Genomic DNA, 21107 nt, shown 5'->3' on the forward strand with positions numbered 1-21107 from the left:
CGCGCATGCCCACCGTCCGGCACACGGTCGTGGACAGCCCCTACGACGCGCTGACCCTGGTCGCCGTCGACGGAGTCCTCAGCCGCATCCACATGACCGACCAGCGCCACCGCCCGCCCGAGGAGACCTTCGGCACCCCCGACCCCCGCCCCTTCGACGAGGCGGTCCGCCAGCTCGACGCCTACTTCGCCGGCCGACTCACCGAGTTCGACCTGCCGTTGCACCTCGTCGGCACCCCGTTCCAGCTGCGCGTCTGGGAGCAGCTGCGCCGCATCCCGTACGGGCGGACCCGGACGTACGGCGAACTCGCCGAGGCCCTCGGCAACCCGGGTGCCGCCCGCGCGGTCGGCCTCGCCAACGGCAGGAACCCGGTCAGCATCATCGTGCCCTGCCACCGCGTCATCGGCTCCGGCGGCTCGCTCACCGGCTACGGCGGCGGCCTGGACCGCAAGAAGCGCCTGCTCGCCTTCGAGTCGGGGCGCGAGGGCCACCGGGGCCGCCAGGGCGGCGAGGACACCCTCTTCTAGCGGAGGCGCTCCAGGAGCGCGGGCAGCGCGGTCCCGATCGGCTCGCGCACGATCTCGTCGGCCAGCGCGTCGTACGGGGTGGGCTCGGCGTTCACGATGATCAGCCGGGCCCCGTGCTCCGCCGCGATCCCCGCGAGCGAGGCCGCCGGCTGCACCTGGAGGCTGGTGCCGACGGCGATGAACACCTGCGCCGCCTTCGCGATGGCCATCGCGTCCCCGAGCACCACCGGGTCGAGCCGCTGCCCGAACATCACCGTCGCCGACTTGAGGATGCCGCCGCACTCCAGGCAGGCCGGGTCCTCCTCGCCGGCCTTCACCCGCTCCAGCGCCTCGCCCATCGGGGAGCGCGCGTGGCACTGCGTGCACACCACGGTCCGCGCCGAGCCGTGCAGTTCGAGCACCTTGCGCTCCGGCACGCCCGCTGCCTGGTGCAGCCCGTCCACGTTCTGCGTGATGACCCGCAGCGCGTTCCCGCTCCGTTCGTACGCGGCGATCGCGCGGTGCGCCGCGTTCGGCTCGGCCCGCAGGACCGGCCCGTCGAGGCGCATCCGCCAGGAGCGGCGGCGGATCTCCGGGTCGGCCATGTACGGCCCGTAGGTGACGAGCCGCTCGGCCTCCGGGTCCCGCCGCCAGAGTCCGTTCGGCCCCCGGTAGTCGGGGATGCCCGAGTCCGTGGAGATACCGGCTCCGCTGAGGATCGCGACCATGGTCATACCGCGAGCGTAGGCGCGGTCCCGCTGCCCGTGCGAGCCGATTTGCCGCCCGGTCAGCGCGCCGCCCGCCCGTTCTCCAGCTCCGCCGGGCCGCGGCCGCTCGCCAGGGCGTCGAGGGCGGCCAGGACGCGGGGGGCGAGGCTGCCGGGGAGGTGGGCGGAGACCTCCGCCGCTTCGACCAGCTTCCAGGAGATCAGCTCCTCCTCCTGGAGCCGGATCGCCGCCAGCTGCGCGTCCGAGAGCACCCCGCCGTCGTACAGGTACGCCACGATCGGCGGTCGGGCCGTGCCGTGCACCCAGTCGATCGCGAGCAGCGCGCCCAGCTCCACGTCCAGGCCGATCTCCTCGGCCGTCTCGCGGCGGGCGGCCTGGCGGGGCGTCTCGCCCGTGTCGGACTCGACCGTGCCGCCCGGCAGCACCCAGCCCTCGCGGTAGTTCGGCTCGACGATCAGGACCCGGCCGTCGGCGTCCCGGAAGAGGGCGGCCGCACCGGCCAGGACACGGGGCAGGCCGGCGATGTAGGTGGCGTAGTCGGCGATGTCAGGGGTCGTCATCCCGTCAGCGTAGCCAGCCGGAGGGTGCGCTCGGCGAGTTCGCTGATGCGTGCCCCGTCGAAGCCCGCGACCGCGCTGCGCACCCGGTCCTGCAGCGGCTCCGACCACTGCGGCGGGATGGCCGCGGCCCCGACCAGCACGCCCGCCACCGAGCCGGCCGTCGCCCCGTTGGAGTCGGTGTCCAGGCCGCCGCGCACGGTGAGGGTGATCGTGCGGGTGAAGTCGCCCTCGCCGTAGAGGAGTCCGGCGGTCAGGACGGCCGCGTTGGGGACCGTGTGGATCCAGTCGAGGCCGCCGGTCTCCCTGCGGATTTCGGCCAGCGTCTCGGACCACTCCAGGCCCGCCTCGTGCAGGGCCATCGTGTGCCGCACCGTCCTGGCCAGCCGGCTGCCGGCGGGGATGCGCTCCAGGGCGGTCTCCAGGGCGACGCGCGGGCCCGGCGCGGTGAACGCGGCGGCGATCAGGGCCGCCGCCCACATCGCCCCGTACACCCCGTTGCCCGTGTGCGACAGGACCGCGTCCCGGCGGGCCAGCGAGGCGGCCCGGCGCGGGTCGCCGGGGGAGGTCCAGCCGTACACGTCCGCCCGGATCAGCGCGCCGATCCACTCCTGGTGCGGATTGTCGTACGTGGCGGTGAGCGGCGGCTTCAGACCGTTGGCGAGGTTCCGGTAGGCGACCCGCTCGGCGGTGAAGGTCTGCAGGTACGGCAGCCGCAGCAGCCAGTGCTCGCCGACCTGCTCGGTGGTGAAGGCGAAGCCGCGGGTCTCCAGGAGGTGCAGGGCCAGGATCGAGTAGTCGATGTCGTCGTCCCGGCAGCTGCCGTGGATCCTGCCGCGCACGCACTGCGGCCACTCGGGCCGCAGCTCGAAGCCGTCCGCTCCGGCGGCCGGCGGCGGGGGCAGGTAGTCGGTCAGCGGCAGGGCGCCGGTCAGCCGCAGATAGGCGTCGATCCGCTCGGGCGTCCAGTGGTCTCCGCGCTCGACCGGCTTGCCGAGCATGTTCCCGGCGATCCGCCCCGTCCAGCCGCCGAGGATCCGGTCGGCGAGTTCGCTGTGCTTGAGGAGGCCCATGACACCGGTGTACCGAATGCGCCGTCGGGCCGCGCGCCGACGCACCCGCGCGGCCCAGCACGAGCGACCCGTCGGTCCTCAGTCCTCGTCTCCGCCCGACCGGGACTTGGCCGCCCGGCGCAGCCGGTGGTGCCGGGAGGAGCCCTGCTCGGAGATGGCCTCGCCGACCGCCGCCCGGACCGCGTCCCGCACCCCGTGCAGCGCGTGGTGCCGGGCGGGACCCGCGCCCGGGTCCTCCCGGAGCTCCTTCAGCAGCGCCCAGCACAGGCCCAGCATCACCAGCACGAAGGGGAGCGCCACCAGGATCGTCGCCGTCTGCAGCGAACTGAGCCCGCCCGCCACGAGCAGCACCGCGGCGACCGCCGCCATCAGCACGCCCCAGGTGACCACGAGCCAGGTCGGCGGGTGCAGCGCCCCACGGCTGGTGAGCGAGCCCATCACCAGGGAGGCCGAGTCGGCGCTGGTCACGAAGTAGGTCATCACCAGGATCATCGCGAGGTACGAGGTGACCGTGCCGATCGGCAGGGCGTCGAGCATCGCGAAGAGCGAGGCCTCCGGGCCGTCCTTGACCGCGCCCGCCAGGTCGGCCGCGCCCGTGGAGTCGAGCCGGATCGCGGTGCCGCCCATGACGCAGAACCAGATGACCGTGGCCCCCGAGGGAACGAGCAGCACCCCGAAGAGGAACTCGCGGACGGTCCTGCCGCGCGAGATGCGGGCGATGAAGGTGCCGACGAACGGGGCCCAGGACAGCCACCACGCCCAGTAGAAGATCGTCCAGGCGCCGAGCCAGGTCCGGTCCGTGAACGCCCCGGTGCGGCTCGCCATCGGCAGCAGCTGGTGGAGATAGCCGCCGACCGAGGCGGGGATGGTGTCGAGGATGTAGACGGTCGGGCCGAGCAGGAAGACGAAGAGCGCCAGACAGGCGGCGAGGACGATGTTCAGCGTGGAGAGCCACTTCACGCCCTTGTGCAGGCCGGAGAAGGCCGAGAGGACGAAGGCCGCCGACAGGGACACGATGATGATCAGCTCGGTGGCCGTGGAGTCCTTGACGCCCATCGTCAGGTTCAGCCCCTCGGCGACCTGGAGCGCGCCGAGCCCCAGACTGGTCGCGGTGCCGAAGACCGTCGCGAAGACCGCGAGCAGGTCGATCGCCTTCCCCGGCCAGGACCGTGCCCTGCGCTCGCCCATGAGCGGCACGAAGGCGGCGCTGAGGGTGTTGCCGCGGCCCTTGCGGAAGCCCGCGTACGCCAGGGCGAGCCCGGCGATGCCGTAGATCGCCCAGGGGGTGAGCGTCCAGTGGAAGAAGGAGTACTCCAGGGCGGTGCGCGCCGCCGCGCCGGACTGCGCGGGCACGCCGCTCGCCGGGGGCGGGCTCAGATAGTGCTGGAGCGGTTCCCCCACCCCGTAGAACATCAGGCCGATGCCCATTCCGGCGCTGAACATCATCGCGATCCAGGCGAGATTGGTGAACTCCGGCTCCGAGTCGTCGGCCCCGAGCCGGATCCGGCCGTAACGGCTCAGCGCGATCACCACGCACAGCACCAGGAAGATGTCGGCCGCGGTCACGAAGAGCCAGGCGAAATTCGACAGGACCCAGTTCAGGGCCGAGGAGGAGGCGTCGGCGAAGGAGTCCTTGCCGATCGCCGCCCAGCCGACCACGGCGACGACGGCCGCCAGCCCGATGGCGATGACCTTCGCATCGGGCCCGGTGGGCCCGTGGGCGTCGGCGGTGCCGGTGCCGCGGGAGCCCGGGGAGGCACCGGGGTTCTCTTTTGATGTTTGATCGATCGGTTCCGTACTCATGATGGCCCACTATGGTGCGGAATATCGCTTTATCAGGGGGTGGCACGCCGTCTTGGGCTCCGGATAGGGTCGGCCTCGGCGCGACTGCACGTTCGAAAGCAAGGGATGCAAGGTGACGGACGGAGCAGCAACTGAGGTCGCACGGGTACTCGTCGCGGCCGACAAGTTCAAGGGTTCGCTCACGGCCGTACAGGTCGCCGAGCGGGTCACGGCCGGCCTGCGACAGGTCGTCCCGGGGATCGAGGTCGAGACGCTCCCCGTCGCGGACGGCGGCGACGGCACCGTCGCGGCCGCGGTCGCGGCCGGGTTCGAGCGGCACGAGGTCACCGTGACCGGGCCGATCGGCGAGCCGGTCACGGCGGCGTTCGCGCTGCGCGGCACCACGGCGGTGGTGGAGATGGCGGAGGCCTCCGGCCTCCAGCTCCTGCCGCCCGGCGTCTTCGCACCGCTCACCGCCACCACCTACGGCTCCGGCGAGCTGCTGCGCGCGGCCCTCGACGCCGGCGCCACCACGATCGTCTTCGGCGTCGGCGGCAGCGCCACCACCGACGGCGGCGCCGGCATGCTCGCCGCGCTCGGCGCGGTCTTCCTGGACGCGGACGGCGCCCCGGTCGGCCCCGGCGGCGGCGCCCTCGCGAGCCTCGCCTCCGCGGACCTCTCGGGCGTCGACCCCCGCTTCGCCGCGGTGGACCTCGTCCTCGCCAGCGATGTCGACAACCCGCTGACCGGCCCCAAGGGCTGCGCCGCGGTGTACGGCCCGCAGAAGGGCGCCACTCCCGAGGACGTGGCCACCCTCGACGCGGCCCTCGCGCACTACGCCCAGGTCCTGGAGAAGGCCATCGGCCCCAAGGCCGCCGAGCTCGCCGCCTCCCCGGGCGCGGGCGGCGCCGGCGGCATCGGCTACGGGGCCCTGCTGCTCGACGCGAGCTTCCGCCCCGGCATCGAGCTGATGCTGGAGGTGCTCGGCTTCGCCCCGGCCCTGGAGCGCGCCACCCTCGTCATCACCGGCGAGGGCTCGCTCGACGAGCAGACCCTGCACGGCAAGGCCCCGGCGGGCGTCGCCGCCGCGGCCCGGGCGGCCGGCAAGGAGGTCGTCGCGGTCTGCGGGCGCCTGGCCCTGACCCCGGCGGCCCTCGGCACGGCCGGCATCCGGCGCGCCTACCCGCTCACCGACCTGGAGCCGGAGCCCGCGAAGTCCATCGCGAACGCGGGGCCGCTCCTGGAGCGGGTCGCGGCGAACATCGCGCGGGACTTCCTCGCGTAGCACCGCGGCAGGCGGGCCGCCCGACATCCGCGCGTAACACCGGCGTGTGAGGCTCGCGCACATGAACGTACGCAGCGACACCATCCGCCTGCTCACCGACGAGGACGTGCGCAGGCGGGCCTCCGACGGCCTCGCGGGCCTCCTCGTGGACGCGGTGGCCGGCGGGGCCTCCATCGGCTTCCTGGCCCCCCTGGACCCCGCAGAGGCGGCCGCCTGGTGGACGGGGGCGGCCGGCACCCGGGAGGTCTGGGCCGCGTACGGCCCCGAGGACGAGCTGCTCGGTGCCGTCACCCTCGTCCGGGACGGCAAGGCCAACGGGCGGCACCGCGGCGAGATCGCCAAGCTCGTCGTGCACAGCGGCGCCCGGGGCCGCGGCCTCGGCGCCCGGCTGCTCGCCACGGCCGAGGCCCACGCGGCGGCCACCGGGCTCACCCTGCTCGTCCTCGACACCGAGACCGGCAGCCCCGCCGAGCGGCTCTACCGCGCGGCGGGCTGGACCGCCGCGGGCGTCATCCCGGACTTCGCCGCCGACCCCGGCGGGACCCTGAAGCCCACGAGCCTGTTCTACAAGCGCCTCTGACCCCTCGGACGGCCTCGGCGTCCGTGACGGTCCGGACGGGACGGCCTCGGCGTCCGTGACGTCCGTGACGGTCCGGGCGCCTCCCACGGCATGCGAAAGGGCCCCGGACGTTCTCACGTCCGGGGCCCTTTCGCCGTCTGCTGTTCCCGCTACGGCAGCTGCGCCGCCTGCGCCTGCCGCGCCTCGCGGCTCTCGCGCCGGTTGTCACGGAAGGTGTTCACTCGCCGGGCCGTCGCGAAGAGGGGGATCACGGCGCCCAGCACCACCTGGAGCGCGCAGCCGGTCTGGAGCAGGAAGGCTCCGCCCGGTGCGTCGAACGCCCACGCCGCCAGCATGGCCATCGCGCCGACGATCCAGCTGAGCATCGCCACCGCGAGAACGCCGCGCGGCTTCGGGTACTCGACCCGGCTCACCATCAGCCAGGCGACCCCGATGATCGCGAGCAGCGTCGGGATGAACGGCAGCTCCAGAAGAATGATCGACACGACGGTCAGCGCGCCGAAGGGGCTCGGCATGCCCTGGAACATGCCGTCCTTCATCGTCACGCAGGAGAACCGCGCGAGTCTCAGCACCACGGCGAGCAGCACCACGATCGCGGCCACCGCCGAGACCTTCTGCTGCGCGTCGTCCGCGACCATGCCGTACACGAGCACGAAGTAGGCCGGAGCCAGACCGAAGCTGATCAGGTCCGACAGGTTGTCGAGTTCGGCGCCCATCGGCGAGCTGCGGAGCTTGCGCGCCACGATGCCGTCGAAGAGGTCGAAGATCGCCGCGGCCAGCATCAGGATCACGGCGGTGGCGGCGCTGTTGCGCGCCATGCCGGTCTCGCTGCTGCCGGTGAGGTGCGGGATGAGGATGCCCGTGGTGGTGAAGTACACCGCCATGAAGCCGCACGTGGCGTTACCGAGCGTGAGGGCGTCCGCTATGGACAGCCTCAGCGACAACGGCATCTCCTCGGCCTCGTCGGCCTCCGCCTCCGCGTCGGCGACCCAGTCGGCCGCCCGTGTGTCGGGATCAATCACGGTCAATGCGAGTCACCCCCGCGGTCGTGGCCTGTCCGACCTCGACGGCGACCTCGACACCCTCCGGAAGGTAGATGTCGACGCGCGACCCGAAGCGGATCAGACCGATGCGGTCACCCTGCTCGACCTTCGTCCCCTGCGGGATGTACGGCACGATGCGCCGGGCGACGGCACCCGCGATCTGGACCATCTCGATGTCGCCGAGCTCGGTGTCGAAGTGCCAGACAACGCGCTCGTTGTTCTCGCTCTCCTTGTTGAACGCCGGGACGAACCCGCCCGGGACGTGCTCCACGGACGTCACGGTGCCGGCCAGTGGCGCGCGGTTGACGTGGACGTTCAGCGGGCTCATGAAGATGGCGACGCGGGTGCGCCCGTCCTTCCACGGCATGATGCTCTGCACCACGCCGTCGGCGGGCGAGATGACCCGGCCCTGAGCGATCTCGCGCTCGGGGTCGCGGAAGAACCACAGCATGCCGGCCGCGAGAGCGGTGGTCGGCACGGCGATGGCCGCGGCGCGCCTCGACTTGCGGGAGCGCGCGAGGCTGAGCGCCGCGGTGGCCACGGTCGGCAGAAGCCACGGCGATGCTCCGCGAGCGATGCGGGCGCCCTTGAGGCTGTCGCGATGTGCAGAGGTTCGACTGTCGGGCATGGATGACCTTCGTAGCGGATGATGCCGCGCTGGCAACAGGGGGACGGCGGCTTTCCGGCGATGCTATCGGTTGCGGGGCGCAACTGGGCAAGCCAGGAACCGAGTCGGCGGCCGGAAGACGAACACGGGGTGTGATCTTCTTCGCGGCCGAACCGGCTCAAAAGCGACAATCAGCCCTGGAATCGGTACTCCTCCAGGAGGCGGCGGCCAATGATCATTTTCTGGATCTCGGCGGTACCTTCACCGATGAGCAGCATCGGAGCCTCGCGGTAGAGGCGCTCGATCTCGTACTCCTTCGAGAAGCCGTATCCGCCGTGAATGCGGAAGGCGTCCTCGACGACCTCCTTGCAGTATTCGGAGGCGAGGTACTTCGCCATCCCTGCTTCGAGGTCGTTTCGTTCCCCGGAGTCCTTTTTGCGTGCTGCGTTCACCATCATGGCATGAGCGGCCTCGACCTTGGTAGCCATCTCGGCCAGCTTGAACTGAATCGCCTGGTGCTGGGCGATCGGCTTACCGAAAGTGTGACGCTGCTGGGCATACTGGACGCCGAGTTCGAAAGCACGCTGAGCGACGCCGCAACCACGGGCGGCCACGTTCACGCGCCCGACCTCCACGCCGTCCATCATTTGGTAAAACCCTCGGCCGGTCTCCCCGCCGAGCACCCGATTGGCCGGAATGCGCAGTCCGTCCATGATGAGTTCCGTCGTGTCGACGCCCTTGTAACCCATCTTCTCGATCTTGCCCGGAATGGTGAGTCCGGGACGGACCTCACCGAAACCGGGCTCCTTCTCGACGAGGAAGGTCGTCATCGACTTGTGCGGCGCGGTCCCCTCGGGGTGTCCTTCGTCACTTCGGACGAGAACGGCGACCAGCGTTGACGTGCCGCCGTTCGTCAGCCACATCTTCTGGCCGTTGAGGACGTACTCGTCGCCGTCCTTCACCGCCTTCGACGTGATCGCCGACACGTCCGAGCCGAGACCCGGCTCGGACATCGAGAACGCGCCGCGCGTCTCGCCGGCCGCCATCCGCGGAAGGAAGTAGTCCTTCTGCTCCTGGGTGCCGTGCTGCTTCAGCATGTACGCCACGATGAAGTGGGTGTTGATGATGCCGGAGACCGACATCCAGCCGCGCGCGATCTCCTCCACGCACAGCGCGTAGGTGAGCAGCGACTCACCCAGGCCCCCGTACTCCTCGGGGATCATGAGACCGAAGACACCGAGCTCCTTGAGCCCGTCGACGATCTGCTGGGGGTACTCGTCACGGTGCTCGAGCTCCGTGGCGACCGGGATGATCTCCTTGTCGACGAAGTCCCGGACAGTGGAGAGGATCTCCTGCTGGACGTCCGTCAGACCGTGGGTCTGGGCGAGTCGCGCCATGACTACTTCCCCTGTTCCTTCGGCTCGGAATCAGCGCTGTCGCCCCGCGGGGGCGTCGTTTGAGGCTGGTGGTGGGAGACGGGCGGGCGGCCGGCCTGCTCGCCGCCGCGCGCCTCGATGTACTCGGCGGTCGGGACCATCACCTTGCGGCGGAAGACGCACACCAGGGTGCCGTCCTGCTTGTAGCCCTTGGTCTCGACGTAGACGACCCCGCGGTCGCTCTTCGACTTCGACGGCGTCTTGTCCAGGACGGTCGTCTCGCCGTAGATGGTGTCGCCGTGGAAGGTCGGCGCCACGTGCCGCAGCGACTCGATCTCCAGGTTGGCGATCGCCTTGCCCGAGACGTCCGGGACGGACATGCCGAGCAGCAGCGAGTAGATGTAGTTGCCGACGACGACGTTCTTATTGAAGTCCGTCGTGTTCTCCGCGTAATTCGCGTCCATGTGCAGCGGATGGTGGTTCATCGTCAGCAGACAGAAGAGATGGTCGTCGTACTCGGTGACCGTCTTTCCGGGCCAGTGCTTGTAGACGGCGCCGATCTCGAACTCTTCGTAGGTGCGGCCGAACTGCATCGGGATCAGGCCTCCGGGATCTCGAACTTCGTGGTGCGCTGCATACCGGCGGCGCGGCCCTTTCCGGAGATGACCAGGGCCATCTTGCGGGAGGCCTCGTCGATCATCTCGTCGCCGAGCATCGCGGAGCCCTTCTTCCCGCCGGCCTCGGAGGTGTAGTAGTCGTACGCGTCGAGGATCAGCTCGGCGTGGTCGAAGTCCTCCTGCGAGGGCGAGAAGATCTCGTTCGCCGCGGCGACCTGGTCCGGGTGCAGCACCCACTTGCCGTCGAAGCCGAGGGCGGCGGCGCGCTGCGCGACCGCGCGGTAGCCCTCCTGGTTGCGGATCTGCAGGTAGGGTCCGTCGATCGCCTGCAGGTTGTTGGCGCGGGCGGCCATCAGGATGCTCATCAGGATGTGGTGGTAGGCGTCCGCCGGGTAGCCGGGCGGCTGCTCGCCGACGACCAGCGACTTCATGTTGATGGAGGCCATGAAGTCGGCCGGGCCGAAGATGATCGTCTCCACGCGCTGCGAGGCCTGGGCGATCGCGTTGACGTTGTTGAGGCCCTGGGCGTTCTCGATCTGCGCCTCGATGCCGATCTTGCCGACCTCGAAGCCCATCGTCTTCTCGATCTGGGTGAGCAGCAGGTCGAGCGCGACGATCTGCTCGGCGTTCTGCACCTTCGGCAGCATGATGCAGTCCAGGTTCTGGCCGGCACCCTCGACGACGGTGACGACGTCACGGTACGTCCAGTGGGTCGTCCAGTCGTTGACGCGGACCACGCGGGTCTTGCCGGTCCAGTCGCCCTCGTTGAGGAACTTCACGATGGTGTGCCGGGCCTCCGGCTTGGCCAGCGGCGCGCAGGCGTCCTCCAGGTCCAGGAAGACCTGGTCGGCGGCGAGACCCTGGGCCTTCTCCAGGAACCGCGGGTTGGAGCCGGGCACCGCGAGGCAGGAGCGGCGCGGGCGCAGACGGTTCACGGGGCTGGTCATGCGGGGACCTCCGTACTTTCAAGGGGGCTGAGCTTGTTCGCTTTGCGGATCTCGTCGACGATACGACCGATGATCCCGGTGATGCCGAAGTCCTTCGGTGTGAAGACGGCCGCAACGCCCGCGGCCCTGAGCTCCGCGGCGTCGGCGTTCGGGATGATCCCGCCCACGACGACCGGGATGTCGGCCGCGCCCGCGTCCTTCAGACGGTCCAGCACGTCGGGCACGAGCTGGGCGTGCGAGCCGGACAGGATCGACAGGCCGACGGCGTGCACGTCCTCCTCGAGCGCCGCGTCCACGATCTGCTCCGGGGTGAGCCGGATGCCCTGGTAGACCACCTCGAACCCGGCGTCACGGGCGCGCACGGCGATCTGCTCGGCGCCGTTGGAGTGCCCGTCGAGGCCCGGCTTGCCGACCAGGAAGCGCAGCTTGCCGACGCCCATGTCCCGGGCGGTGCGGTCCACCTTGCGGCGCACCTCGGCCAGCGGGGAGCCCTCCTCGGCCGGGACGGCCACCGGGGCGGAGGAGACACCGGTCGGGGCACGGAACTCGCCGAAGACCTCGCGCAGCGCGCCGGCCCACTCGCCGGTGGTGACGCCCGCGCGGGCGCACTCCAGGGTGGCCTCCATCAGGTTGCCGGTGCCCTTCGCGGCCTCCTTGAGCTGGTCCAGGGCCTGCTGGGTGGTGGGGAAGACGAAGGGGTCGCCGCCGCCCTGCCGGTCCGTGGACTCCTGGCGCTCGGCGCGCCAGCGGGCGACGGCGGAGACCACCCGGGCCTCGACGGCCGGGTCGACCGTCTGGATCGCGGTGTCCAGGTCGGCGGTGAGCGGGTTGGGCTCGGTGGTCTCGAAGATGTTGACGCCGATGATCTTCTCCTCGCCCGACTCGATGCGGGCGCGCCGCTCGGCGTGCGAGGAGACCAGCTGCGCCTTGAGGTAGCCGGACTCGACGGCGGCCATGGCGCCGCCCATCTCCTGGATCCGCTCGATCTCGGCCGTGCACTCGGCGACCAGGGCCTCCACCTTGGCCTCGATGACGTGCGAGCCGGCGAAGATGTCCTCGTACTCCAGCAGGTCGGACTCGTGGGCGAGGACCTGCTGGATGCGCAGCGACCACTGCTGGTCCCAGGGGCGCGGCAGGCCGAGCGCCTCGTTCCAGGCCGGGAGCTGGACGGCACGCGCGCGGGCGTCCTTGGAGAGGGTGACGGCCAGCATCTCCAGGACGATCCGCTGGACGTTGTTCTCCGGCTGGGCCTCCGTCAGCCCGAGCGAGTTGACCTGAACGCCGTAGCGGAAGCGACGCTGCTTGGCGTCCTCGATGCCGTACCGCTCGCGGGTGATGGTGTCCCAGATGCGGCCGAACGCGCGCATCTTGCACATCTCCTCGATGAAGCGGACGCCCGCGTTCACGAAGAACGAGATGCGGGCGACGACCTCGCCGAACCGCTCCTCGGGGACCTGCCCCGAGTCGCGGACGGCGTCGAGGACGGCGATCGCCGTGGACATCGCGTACGAGATCTCCTGGACCGGAGTGGCCCCCGCCTCCTGCAGGTGGTAGCTGCAGATGTTGATCGGGTTCCACTTCGGCATGTGGTTCACCGTGTAGGCGATCATGTCCGTCGTGAGGCGGAGCGAGGGGCCGGGCGGGAAGACGTGCGTCCCGCGCGACAGGTACTCCTTCACGATGTCGTTCTGGGTGGTGCCCTGGAGCTTGGTGATGTCCGCGCCCTGCTCCTCGGCCACCACCTGGTAGAGCGCCAGCAGCCACATCGCGGTGGCGTTGATGGTCATCGAGGTGTTCATCTGCTCCAGGGGGATGTCCTGGAACAGCCGCCGCATGTCACCGAGGTGCGAGACGGGCACCCCGACCCGGCCGACCTCGCCGCGGGCGAGGATGTGGTCCGGGTCGTAGCCGGTCTGCGTGGGCAGGTCGAACGCGACCGAGAGACCGGTCTGGCCCTTGGCGAGGTTCCGCCGGTAGAGCTCGTTCGACGCCTCGGCGGTCGAGTGGCCGGCGTAGGTCCGCATGAGCCACGGCCGGTCCTTCTGACGCTCTGTCATCTGTGGTCCCGGGGTCAGATGTTACGGAAGCGGTTGATGGCGTCGATGTGCTTGGCGCGCATCTCCGGGTCGCGGACGCCGAGTCCCTCCTGCGGGGCGAGGGCGAGGACGCCGACCTTGCCCTGGTGCAGGTTGCGGTGGACGTCGTAGGCGGCCTGGCCGGTCTCCTCCAGGGAGTAGACCTTGGAGAGCGTGGGGTGGATCTTGCCCTTGGCGATCAGGCGGTTGGCCTCCCACGCCTCGCGGTAGTTGGCGAAGTGCGAGCCGATGATGCGCTTCAGGGACATCCACAGGTAGCGGTTGTCGTACTGGTGCATGTAGCCCGAGGTCGAGGCGCAGGTGGTGATCGTGCCGCCCTTGCGGGTGACGTACACGGAGGCGCCGAAGGTCTCGCGGCCCGGGTGCTCGAAGACGATGTCGATGTCCTCGCCGCCGGTCAGCTCGCGGATCTTTGAGCCGAAGCGCTTCCACTCCCGCGGGTCCTGGGTGTTCTCGTCCTTCCAGAACTTGTAGCCCTCGGCATTGCGGTCGATGACCGCGTCGGCGCCCATGGACCGGCAGATGTCGGCCTTCTCGGGGGAGGAGACGACACAGATCGGGTTGGCGCCGCCGGCCAGGGCGAACTGGGTGGCGTACGAGCCGAGTCCGCCGCTCGCGCCCCAGATGAGGACGTTGTCGCCCTGCTTCATGCCGGCGCCGTTGCGGGAGACCAGCTGGCGGTACGCGGTGGAGTTGACCAGACCGGGCGAGGCGGCCTCCTCCCAGCTGAGGTGGTCGGGCTTCGGCATCAGCTGGTTGGACTTGACCAGGGCGATCTCGGCGAGGCCGCCGAAGTTGGTCTCGAAGCCCCAGATGCGCTGCTCGGGGTCGAGCATCGTGTCGTTGTGGCCGTCCGAGGACTCCAGCTCGACGCTCAGGCAGTGCGCGACGACCTCGTCGCCGGGCTTCCAGGAGTTGACGCCGGGGCCGGTGCGCAGCACGACGCCCGCGAGGTCGGAGCCGATGATGTGGTACGGCAGGTCGTGGCGCTTGGTGAGCTCCGACAGGCGGCCGTAGCGCTCCAGGAAGCCGAAGGTCGAGACGGGCTCGAAGATCGAGGTCCAGACCGAGTTGTAGTTGACGGAGCTGGCCATGACGGCGACCAGGGCCTCGCCCGGGCCGAGCTCGGGCAGGGCGACGTCGTCCAGGTGGAGCGACTTGCGCGGGTCCTTGTCGCGGCTCTCGACTCCGGCGAACATCTCGGCCTCGTCCTTGTGGACGGTGATGGCCCGGTACGACTCGGGGAGCTTGATGTTGGCGAAGTCGGCCGAGGTGGAGTCGGGCGACTGGATCGCGTCCAGGATGTCCTTCACGGGATGCCTCCGGCGGTGCGGCGTCTGAGGGGAACGCGCTGAGGGTTACGTCGGGGTTGCTGCTGTGGAGGTGTGCCGTCGGTTCGGCGCGGTGGTGCGGTGGCGGCGCCGGGTGTGGCGCGAGGGGTGCCTGTGACGCAGGCGTCCGGGCGCACGAGCAGGATCGCTTGTGGGGACAGCCGGCGCGCGAGGAGATTCTCTGCGTGCCGGCCGCCCGGACAACATCAACGTATGGCACGCCGTGTCACCTGACAAGGCACTGCGTGCCAACAATTTCACTCAGATGCAATCTGCTCGTCACGGATGAGCGATGATCGATCGAAAATCACCTCTGAGCTGCGCAAACGCGACATGGGCCGCCCCCGGAAAACCGGGAACGGCCCATGTCTGGGTGCGTCGGAGCGGCCCTCAGCGGGGCGCTCAGCCCTGCTTGAGGGCCTCCTGGATGGTCCGCATGACCTCGTCGAGCGGAGCGTCCGTTCGGGCGACGGCGATGACCACGTCGCCGGTGGCCGAGGCGGTCGCCGCGGGCCCCGGCCCCTCCGCCTGGGACGCCGGGGACAGCTGTCCGGTGCCCGTGGAGGCGGTCGGCCGGCCCGCGCCTATGCCCGTGCCGAAGGTCTCCCGCACGATCGCGAAGGCGTGGTCGAGCTGCGCCTCCACATCGCCCTGACCGCCCGCCCGCAGCCACCGCCGCAGCACGTGGTTGTGGGCGGTGACCACCGCGGAGGCGGCCACCTCGGCGAGCAGCGGGTCGTCGTTGCCGTCGTGGTGGTCGCGCTCGTCGAAGTGCCCGAGCAGATAGCGGGTGAACAGGCGCTCGTAGCGGGCCACCGAGGCGATCTCGCGCTCCCGCAGGGTGGGCACCTCGCGGGTGAGCCGGTAGCGCTCCACGGAGACCGCGGGCGAGCCCGCGTACATCTTCATGACTTCCTTGATGCCCCGGCACACCGTGTCCAGCGGATGCTCGTGCGGCGGGGCGGCGTTCAGGACCGCCTCGGCGCGCACCAGGGTGTCGTCGTGGTCCGGGAAGATCGCCTCTTCCTTGGAGCGGAAGTGGCGGAAGAAGGTCCGCCGGGCCACCCCGGCCGCCGCGGCGATCTCGTCGACCGTCGTGGCCTCGTAGCCCTTGGTGGCGAAGAGCTCCATGGCCGCGGCCGCGAGCTCCCGGCGCATCTTGAGCCGCTGCGCGGCGGCGCGGGTCCCCGCCGCGCTCTCCTGAGCGTCGGGCGTGGACGTGGCACGGGGTGTCTTCGCGGCCTTGGACATGTCCCGAACGTACTGCATCGGAGCGGGAGTGTGCCCAGGTGGGGGAGGGGAGCCCGGCCCGGCGCCCGTGGCACCCGAGGGACTGAGCAACCCTCCCCACTGCCCGTACGCGTCGGTGTGGGCCTCAGCGGCGGGCATATTCGCGGAAGCCGCGCCCGGTCTTGCGGCCCAGGCAGCCCGCGGCCACCAGGTGCTCCAGGAGCGGCGCGGGGGCGAGGCCCGGGTCGCGGAACTCGCGGTGCAGCACCTGCTCGATGGCGAGCGAGACGTCCAGGCCGACCACGTCGAGCAGCTCGAACGGCCCCATCGGGTAGCCGCCGCCCAGCTTCATCGCCGCGTCGATGTCGTCCAGGGTCGCGTAGTGCTCCTGGACCATCTTGATCGCGTTGTTCAGGTACGGGAAGAGCAGCGCGTTCACGATGAAACCGGCCCGGTCGCCGCAGTCCACCGGGTGCTTCCTGATCCTCGTGGTGACCGCGCGGACGGTGGCGTGGACGTCGTCGGCCGTCAGGACCGTACGGACGATCTCCACCAGCTTCATCGCGGGCGCCGGGTTGAAGAAGTGCATCCCGATGACGTCCTGCGGGCGGCTCGTCGCCTTCGCGCAGGCGACGACCGGCAGCGAGGAGGTCGTGGTGGCGAGCACCGCGCCGGGCTTGCAGATCTTGTCCAGGCGGGCGAAGAGCTCCTGCTTGATCCCCAGGTCCTCGGCTACCGCCTCCACTGCCAGGTCGACCTCGGCGAACGCGTCCAGCGAGCCGGCCGGGACGATCCGGGCCAGCGTCTCGTCGCGCGCCTCGCCGGTCATCCGGCCCTTGTCCACGGAACGGGCCAGGGACTTGGCGATCCGGGCCTTGGCGGTGTCGGCCTTCTCCTGCGAGCGGGCCGCCAGGACGACCTCGTAGCCGGCCTTGGCGAAGACCTCGGCGATGCCGGAGGCCATGGTGCCCGAACCGGCGACGCCGACCGAGCGGACCTCGCGGCCCGTGCCGGTCTCCGCGGCCTCCAGCGGGGTCAGCGCGTCGCGGACCACCTCGGTGGAACCGGGGGCCGCGTAGGTGTAGAAGCCGCGGCCCGACTTGCGGCCGGTCAGGCCCGCCTCGCTGAGCTGCTTGAGGATCGGTGCCGGGGCGTGCAGCCGGTCCTGCGAGGAGGCGTACATGGCCTCCAGGACGGTACGGGCGGTGTCGATGCCGATCAGGTCGAGCAGGGCCAGCGGGCCCATCGGCAGACCGCAGCCGAGGCGCATCGCCGCGTCGATGTCCTCCCGGGAGGCGTAGCGAGCCTCGTACATCGCGGCCGCCTGGTTGAGGTAGCCGAAGAGCAGCCCGTCGGCGACGAAACCGGGCCGGTCGCCGACCGCGACGGTCTCCTTGCCGAGCTCCTGCGCCAGGGTGGTGACGGCGTCGACGGCCGCCGGGGCGGTGAGCACCGAGGAGACGACCTCGACCAGCTTCATCGCCTGGACCGGGGTGAAGAAGTGCAGCCCGAGCACCCGCTCCGGGTGGGCGGAGTCGGCGGCGAGCCGGGTCACGGACAGCGCGTTGGTGCCGGTGGCGAGGATCGCGTCGGGCCGGACGATGCCGTCCAGGGCCCGGAACACCTCCTGCTTCGTCTCGTACGACTCGGGCACGACCTCGATGACGAGATCGGCGTCGGCGGCCGCCTGCAGGTCGGAGAAGGTACGGAAGCGGGCCAGGACGTCCTGCCGCTCCTCCTCGGTGATCCGGCCGCGGTCGACCGCGCGGGCGGTGGAGGCCTCCAGGGCGGCGACGGCCTTGGCGGCCGCGTTCTCGCTGATGTCGATGCCGATGACCTCGCGTCCGGCCCGGGTGAGGACATCGGAGATACCGGTGCCCATGGTGCCGAGACCGACGACGGCGATGGTGGAGAGAGGGGTGTCCATCAGGGGACTCCTGGGAGGAAGAGTGACGACTGAAGGCAGTGCGCGAAGAGGGGAGCGCCGAGAAAAAGGGGCGACGGACTCTGTCCCGGAGTCACGTCGAAAACTGCCGAACCGAAAGGCCACGCACAACGGCTGCGTCACCAGGCCGTTGTGTGAAGTGCGGGGGTGACCCGCTCACCTGAGATTAACTGCCCGGTAACGAGCGCGCCAGTCCTGGGCGGTTGAGGAAAATGTGATCTGGGTCGCCGATAGGCTGCGGAATATGAATTTCGCCGAGGACCCCGAATTCTGCTCGATGATCGATCGTTTGCGGGAGGAGATCGAGAATGGCGGAGAGGACGCCTCAGCCGTATTCGAGCAACTCTCCGGTCCCCTCGGTACGGAGGAACTCCACCGGGTCCTGACCGCCCCCGGCCGGCCGCTGTGGGCCCGCGAGATCGCCGCCTTCCGGCTCGGCCTCGCCGGCGATCCACGGGCCTTCGAGGCGCTCGTCCTCCTCCTCAACCACCGCGACCCCGAGCGCTGCGTCTCCGCCGCCTACGCCCTGACGCGGCTCGGCGACCCGCGCACCGCCCGCGCCGCCGCCGCGCTCGCCACCAACGAACTCCGTGTCGCCTACGCCCTCCTGCCCGTCCGACTCCTCGCCGAGCTGCGCGCCCCGGAGAGCGTGCCCGCCCTCGTCACCGTGCTGGAGCGCCGCCTGCCGGCCGACGACCCGCACTGGCGCGTCGGACTCGCCTGCGTCGAGGGCCTCGGCTCCCTCGCCGACGCCCGGGCCCGCGGCGTCCTGGAAGCGGCGCTGCCGCACCCGAGGTTCGGGGGAGCGGCCCGGGAGGCGCTGGCGCGACTCGACGGGTAGAGGGGGCGGCGGCCCAGGGGCGGGCCGGAAAAGGCTCGGGCGGGGGAGACGGCAGGGCGGGGGAAGGGGGTCGGGCGGGGGAGACGGCAGGGCGGGGGAAGGGGGTCGGGCGGGGGAGACGGCAGGGCGGGGGAACGGCAGGGCGGAGAAAAGGGCCGGGCGGCCGACGAAGGTGTTCGTCGGCCGCCCGGTGGTGAGACGGGGGTGCGGTGCCGTGCGGTGCCGCGGCCCCCGGGAAGGTCAGGACGGCGGCAGCTGGATCCCCGCCCAGGGGAACGACGAGCCGTACCAGCCGCGGAACGGCGCGTTGAACCCGCCGTCCTGCCGGCTGCCGAAGACGTGCACCGCCATGGCCTCCGGCGACGTGTACCCGTACAGGGAGGCGATGTCGTCCCGCCCGTCGCCGTCGAAGTCTCCGGTGGTCAGCTTCATCCGGTCGCCGGAGCCCCAGTATTCGGGCTTGTTGGCCACGTACCACGAGCCGAAGGGCTTGTTGAACGCGCCGTTGGCCTGCGAGGTGAAGGTGTGCAGGCCGAGCCCGCCGTCCCCGTAGCTGTACAGGGCTCCGATGTCGTCGCGCCGGTCGCCGTCGAAGTCGCCGCTCACGATCCTGGTCTGGTTGCCCCAGCCCCAGACGTCGGTGCCCTTGTTGGTCACGTACCAGGAGCGGAAGGAGGCGTTGAGGGTGCCGTCCGCCTTGGCCGTGAACGTGTGGAGGCCGAGCCCGCCGTCGGCGTACGTGTACAGGACGGCGATGTCGTCGCGCTGATCGGAGTCGAACTTCCCGCTCACGAGCTGCATCTGGCTCGTCCGGCCCCAGCCGCCCAGGCTCTCGTAGGCGCGCCGCGGTGCGGAGAAGGTGCCGTCCGGGTTGGCGAGGAAGGTGAAGAACGCCCACGAGTCGCCCGTGCCGGCGTACGTGTAGAGGGCGGCGACGTCGTCGCGTCCGTCACCGTTGTAGTCGCCGCTGGTCAGACGCATGCTGCTGAACCAGCCCCAGTCGGAGGCGGCCGTCCAGGACCTGGTGCCGGCGGAGTAGCGGCCGTCGGGCTTGCCGAGGAACGTCTCCAGGGCCATCTTGCCCGCGGTGCTGGTGCCCTCGTCGTTCAGGACGGCGAGGTCGGGCACGCCGTCGCCGTCGAAGTCGCCCTGGACGGTCTTGCGGTGCAGCGCCGTGGCCGGGCTGACGGCCGAGTGCTTGGGGTCGCGGAACGTGCGGTACTCGGTCGTGCCGAACGTGAACGGCTTCGCCGTGCCGTCGCCGTACTCGTACAGGAACGGGAGGTCGGCCAGCGTGTTCGCGGTCAGGTCGTTCTGCGTGCGCAGCCGGTCCCAGTTGGCCTTGAAGGCGTCGTAGATCGCGGGGTCCGTGATCCGCAGGGACGTCTCGTCGGCGGAGACGAGGCCGGCGTCGTTGAAGTTGATCGAGCCGGTGTGCACCACGCGGTGGGGACCGGCGGCGTCGTCCCAGGACAGGAGGACGTACTTGGAGTGCAGTCCGCCCGACGCCCCGTTCAGCTGGTTCATCGAGACGGACCAGACCTCGACGTCCCGGTTCGGGTGCTGCGCGTCCCGCTCGAGGCCCGTGGCCTTCTCGGGGGCGCCGGCCACCACGATCCTGAACGCGCACCGCTTGCCGCCGGCGCCGGGTGCGTCGACCTTGGCCGCGATGGCCTTGTCCACCTCGGTGCGCCCGTCCCACGAGGCCATCGCGATGTGGACCTCCGGGCCGGTGGCGCAGTCCAGGGCCGAGATGCTCCGGGCCACCGGGTCGTTGACCACCTCGCCGCTCCTGGCGGCCCGCGGGTAGCGCCAGCCCGCGACCGTGCCCGCGTGGCCGCTGAAGTCGCCGGTGCCGTCTGCGTCGACCTCGGGCCAGAGGTCGTAGGCGGCGTTGGTGAGCTCCTTCGCCCGCATGGTGGTCCAGGTCTGCTCGTAGCCCTGGTAGATCTGCGCGTCGTCCGAGCTGATGACCATGTTGTCGGCGAGCGCGGCCGTGGTGGCGCCGAGGTTGTGCGAGGACTGGACCGCGACGTTCCTCCGGCCGTCGGTCAGCGCGCTGAACAGCCAGAACTTGTCGTGGTTGATGTCCTTGTTCTGCATGCACCCCTTCTGGCAGAGGATCACACGCGGCTTGCCGTCCGGGGCGTTGCCCAGCGACTGCGCCAGCCGCTCGGCCTCCGGAAGGGGGGCCTTGCAGTCGTGCGCCGGCCAAGGGCAGCCCTCGCTGAGGACCTGGACGTCGACACCCCTGTCGCGGGCGCCGATGAGGGCGTCGACGACCTGGGGGTCCTCGAGCGTGTACAGGGACACCCGGATGCTCGACGCCGGGGCCGCTTTGCCGATCAGCTCGATGAGCCGGTTCTCGATGGTCCGGTCGTAGCCGGCGGTGCCCTTGGGAAGCGGGTTGTTGAACACCGCCTCCAGGGCCGGCGTGCCGCTGGTGGTGCCGTCGGCCGCGGACGCCGGAAGCGGCATCGACACGACGGCGGCCGTCATGGCGCTCAGCGCAAGCGCGGCAAGCGTTTTCCTTCTCAAGATCCCCCCCCTGGGGTGGTGAAAG

The 21107-nt window shown here is 70.9% G+C and carries 18 protein-coding genes; 4 read left to right on the forward strand and 14 right to left on the reverse strand.

Annotation, left to right across the window (positions count from 1 at the left end; genetic code table 11):
• The first annotated feature begins 5 nt into the window (after positions 1–5).
• The gene (locus ACH414_RS20385) at positions 6–527 is read left to right on the forward strand and encodes a methylated-DNA--[protein]-cysteine S-methyltransferase (RefSeq protein WP_382536987.1); all 522 of its coding nucleotides are present in this window, start codon (positions 6–8) and stop codon (positions 525–527) included.
• Here ACH414_RS20385 and ACH414_RS20390 read toward each other — a convergent pair.
• The 4 genes from ACH414_RS20390 to ACH414_RS20405 all read right to left on the reverse strand — a co-directional run bounded on the left by ACH414_RS20390 (position 524) and on the right by ACH414_RS20405 (position 4667).
• Positions 524–1240: an NAD-dependent deacetylase gene (locus ACH414_RS20390; RefSeq protein ID WP_382536984.1), complete on the reverse strand. Its 717-nt coding sequence runs from the start codon at positions 1238–1240 to the stop codon at positions 524–526. The two genes, ACH414_RS20385 and ACH414_RS20390, sit on opposite strands and share 4 nt — an antisense overlap.
• A gap of 53 nt (positions 1241–1293) precedes the next feature.
• Positions 1294–1794 (reverse strand): NUDIX domain-containing protein, encoded by a 501-nt coding sequence (locus ACH414_RS20395; protein ID WP_398942767.1) that lies wholly within the window; start codon positions 1792–1794, stop codon positions 1294–1296.
• Positions 1791–2864 (reverse strand): ADP-ribosylglycohydrolase family protein, encoded by a 1074-nt coding sequence (locus ACH414_RS20400; RefSeq protein ID WP_398942769.1) that lies wholly within the window; start codon positions 2862–2864, stop codon positions 1791–1793. The genes ACH414_RS20395 and ACH414_RS20400 overlap by 4 nt, the downstream gene beginning before the upstream one ends.
• 78 nt (positions 2865–2942) lie before the next feature.
• Positions 2943–4667: a BCCT family transporter gene (locus tag ACH414_RS20405; RefSeq protein WP_391767876.1), complete on the reverse strand. Its 1725-nt coding sequence runs from the start codon at positions 4665–4667 to the stop codon at positions 2943–2945.
• 112 nt (positions 4668–4779) lie between these two features.
• On the opposite strand from ACH414_RS20405, the gene ACH414_RS20410 reads away from it, so the two are divergent.
• Both ACH414_RS20410 and ACH414_RS20415 read left to right on the forward strand, forming a co-directional pair.
• On the forward strand, positions 4780–5931 hold the full coding sequence (locus ACH414_RS20410) for a glycerate kinase (protein ID WP_386567638.1): 1152 nt from the start codon (positions 4780–4782) through the stop codon (positions 5929–5931).
• 61 nt (positions 5932–5992) lie between these two features.
• Positions 5993–6511, forward strand: coding sequence for a GNAT family N-acetyltransferase (locus ACH414_RS20415; RefSeq protein WP_386567636.1), 519 nt, complete (start codon positions 5993–5995; stop codon positions 6509–6511).
• 149 nt (positions 6512–6660) lie between these two features.
• Here the strand turns inward: ACH414_RS20415 and pssA are convergent, their stop codons facing one another.
• From pssA to ACH414_RS20460, 9 genes are all read right to left on the reverse strand, one after another.
• Complete coding sequence (gene pssA / locus ACH414_RS20420; protein WP_382537395.1) at positions 6661–7533, reverse strand: CDP-diacylglycerol--serine O-phosphatidyltransferase; 873 nt, start codon at positions 7531–7533, stop codon at positions 6661–6663.
• On the reverse strand, positions 7526–8182 hold the full coding sequence (locus ACH414_RS20425; protein ID WP_123456200.1) for a phosphatidylserine decarboxylase: 657 nt from the start codon (positions 8180–8182) through the stop codon (positions 7526–7528). The genes pssA and ACH414_RS20425 overlap by 8 nt, the downstream gene beginning before the upstream one ends.
• 170 nt (positions 8183–8352) lie before the next feature.
• Positions 8353–9558: an acyl-CoA dehydrogenase family protein gene (locus ACH414_RS20430; protein ID WP_382536968.1), complete on the reverse strand. Its 1206-nt coding sequence runs from the start codon at positions 9556–9558 to the stop codon at positions 8353–8355.
• 2 nt (positions 9559–9560) lie between these two features.
• On the reverse strand, positions 9561–10130 hold the full coding sequence (locus tag ACH414_RS20435; RefSeq protein ID WP_398942773.1) for a MaoC family dehydratase: 570 nt from the start codon (positions 10128–10130) through the stop codon (positions 9561–9563).
• A 5-nt stretch (positions 10131–10135) separates the two neighbouring features.
• Entirely contained in the window at positions 10136–11101 is a 966-nt protein-coding gene (locus ACH414_RS20440) for an HpcH/HpaI aldolase/citrate lyase family protein (protein ID WP_382536962.1), read from the reverse strand.
• Positions 11098–13158 carry a protein meaA gene (locus ACH414_RS20445; RefSeq protein WP_382536960.1) on the reverse strand — a complete coding sequence of 687 codons (2061 nt, stop codon included), beginning with the start codon at positions 13156–13158 and terminating at the stop codon, positions 11098–11100. The genes ACH414_RS20440 and ACH414_RS20445 overlap by 4 nt, the downstream gene beginning before the upstream one ends.
• A 14-nt stretch (positions 13159–13172) precedes the next feature.
• Positions 13173–14510 (reverse strand): crotonyl-CoA carboxylase/reductase, encoded by a 1338-nt coding sequence (ccrA, locus tag ACH414_RS20450; protein ID WP_382536957.1) that lies wholly within the window; start codon positions 14508–14510, stop codon positions 13173–13175.
• A gap of 420 nt (positions 14511–14930) precedes the next feature.
• Positions 14931–15779 (reverse strand): TetR family transcriptional regulator, encoded by an 849-nt coding sequence (locus ACH414_RS20455; RefSeq protein ID WP_382536953.1) that lies wholly within the window; start codon positions 15777–15779, stop codon positions 14931–14933.
• A gap of 124 nt (positions 15780–15903) precedes the next feature.
• Entirely contained in the window at positions 15904–17685 is a 1782-nt protein-coding gene (locus ACH414_RS20460; protein WP_391767877.1) for a 3-hydroxyacyl-CoA dehydrogenase family protein, read from the reverse strand.
• A gap of 262 nt (positions 17686–17947) precedes the next feature.
• Here ACH414_RS20460 and ACH414_RS20465 point away from each other — a divergent pair, with 262 nt between their 5' ends.
• Positions 17948–18544, forward strand: coding sequence for a HEAT repeat domain-containing protein (locus tag ACH414_RS20465; RefSeq protein WP_382536947.1), 597 nt, complete (start codon positions 17948–17950; stop codon positions 18542–18544).
• A 240-nt stretch (positions 18545–18784) separates the two neighbouring features.
• Here ACH414_RS20465 and ACH414_RS20470 read toward each other — a convergent pair whose 3' ends face one another.
• A complete protein-coding gene (locus tag ACH414_RS20470) occupies positions 18785–21043 on the reverse strand; it encodes a phospholipase D-like domain-containing protein (RefSeq protein ID WP_398942776.1) in 2259 nt (752 codons plus the stop codon).
• Positions 21044–21107 lie beyond the last annotated feature (64 nt).

This window comes from Streptomyces sp. NPDC020422 (assembly GCF_044386705.1).
Lineage (GTDB): Bacteria > Actinomycetota > Actinomycetes > Streptomycetales > Streptomycetaceae > Streptomyces.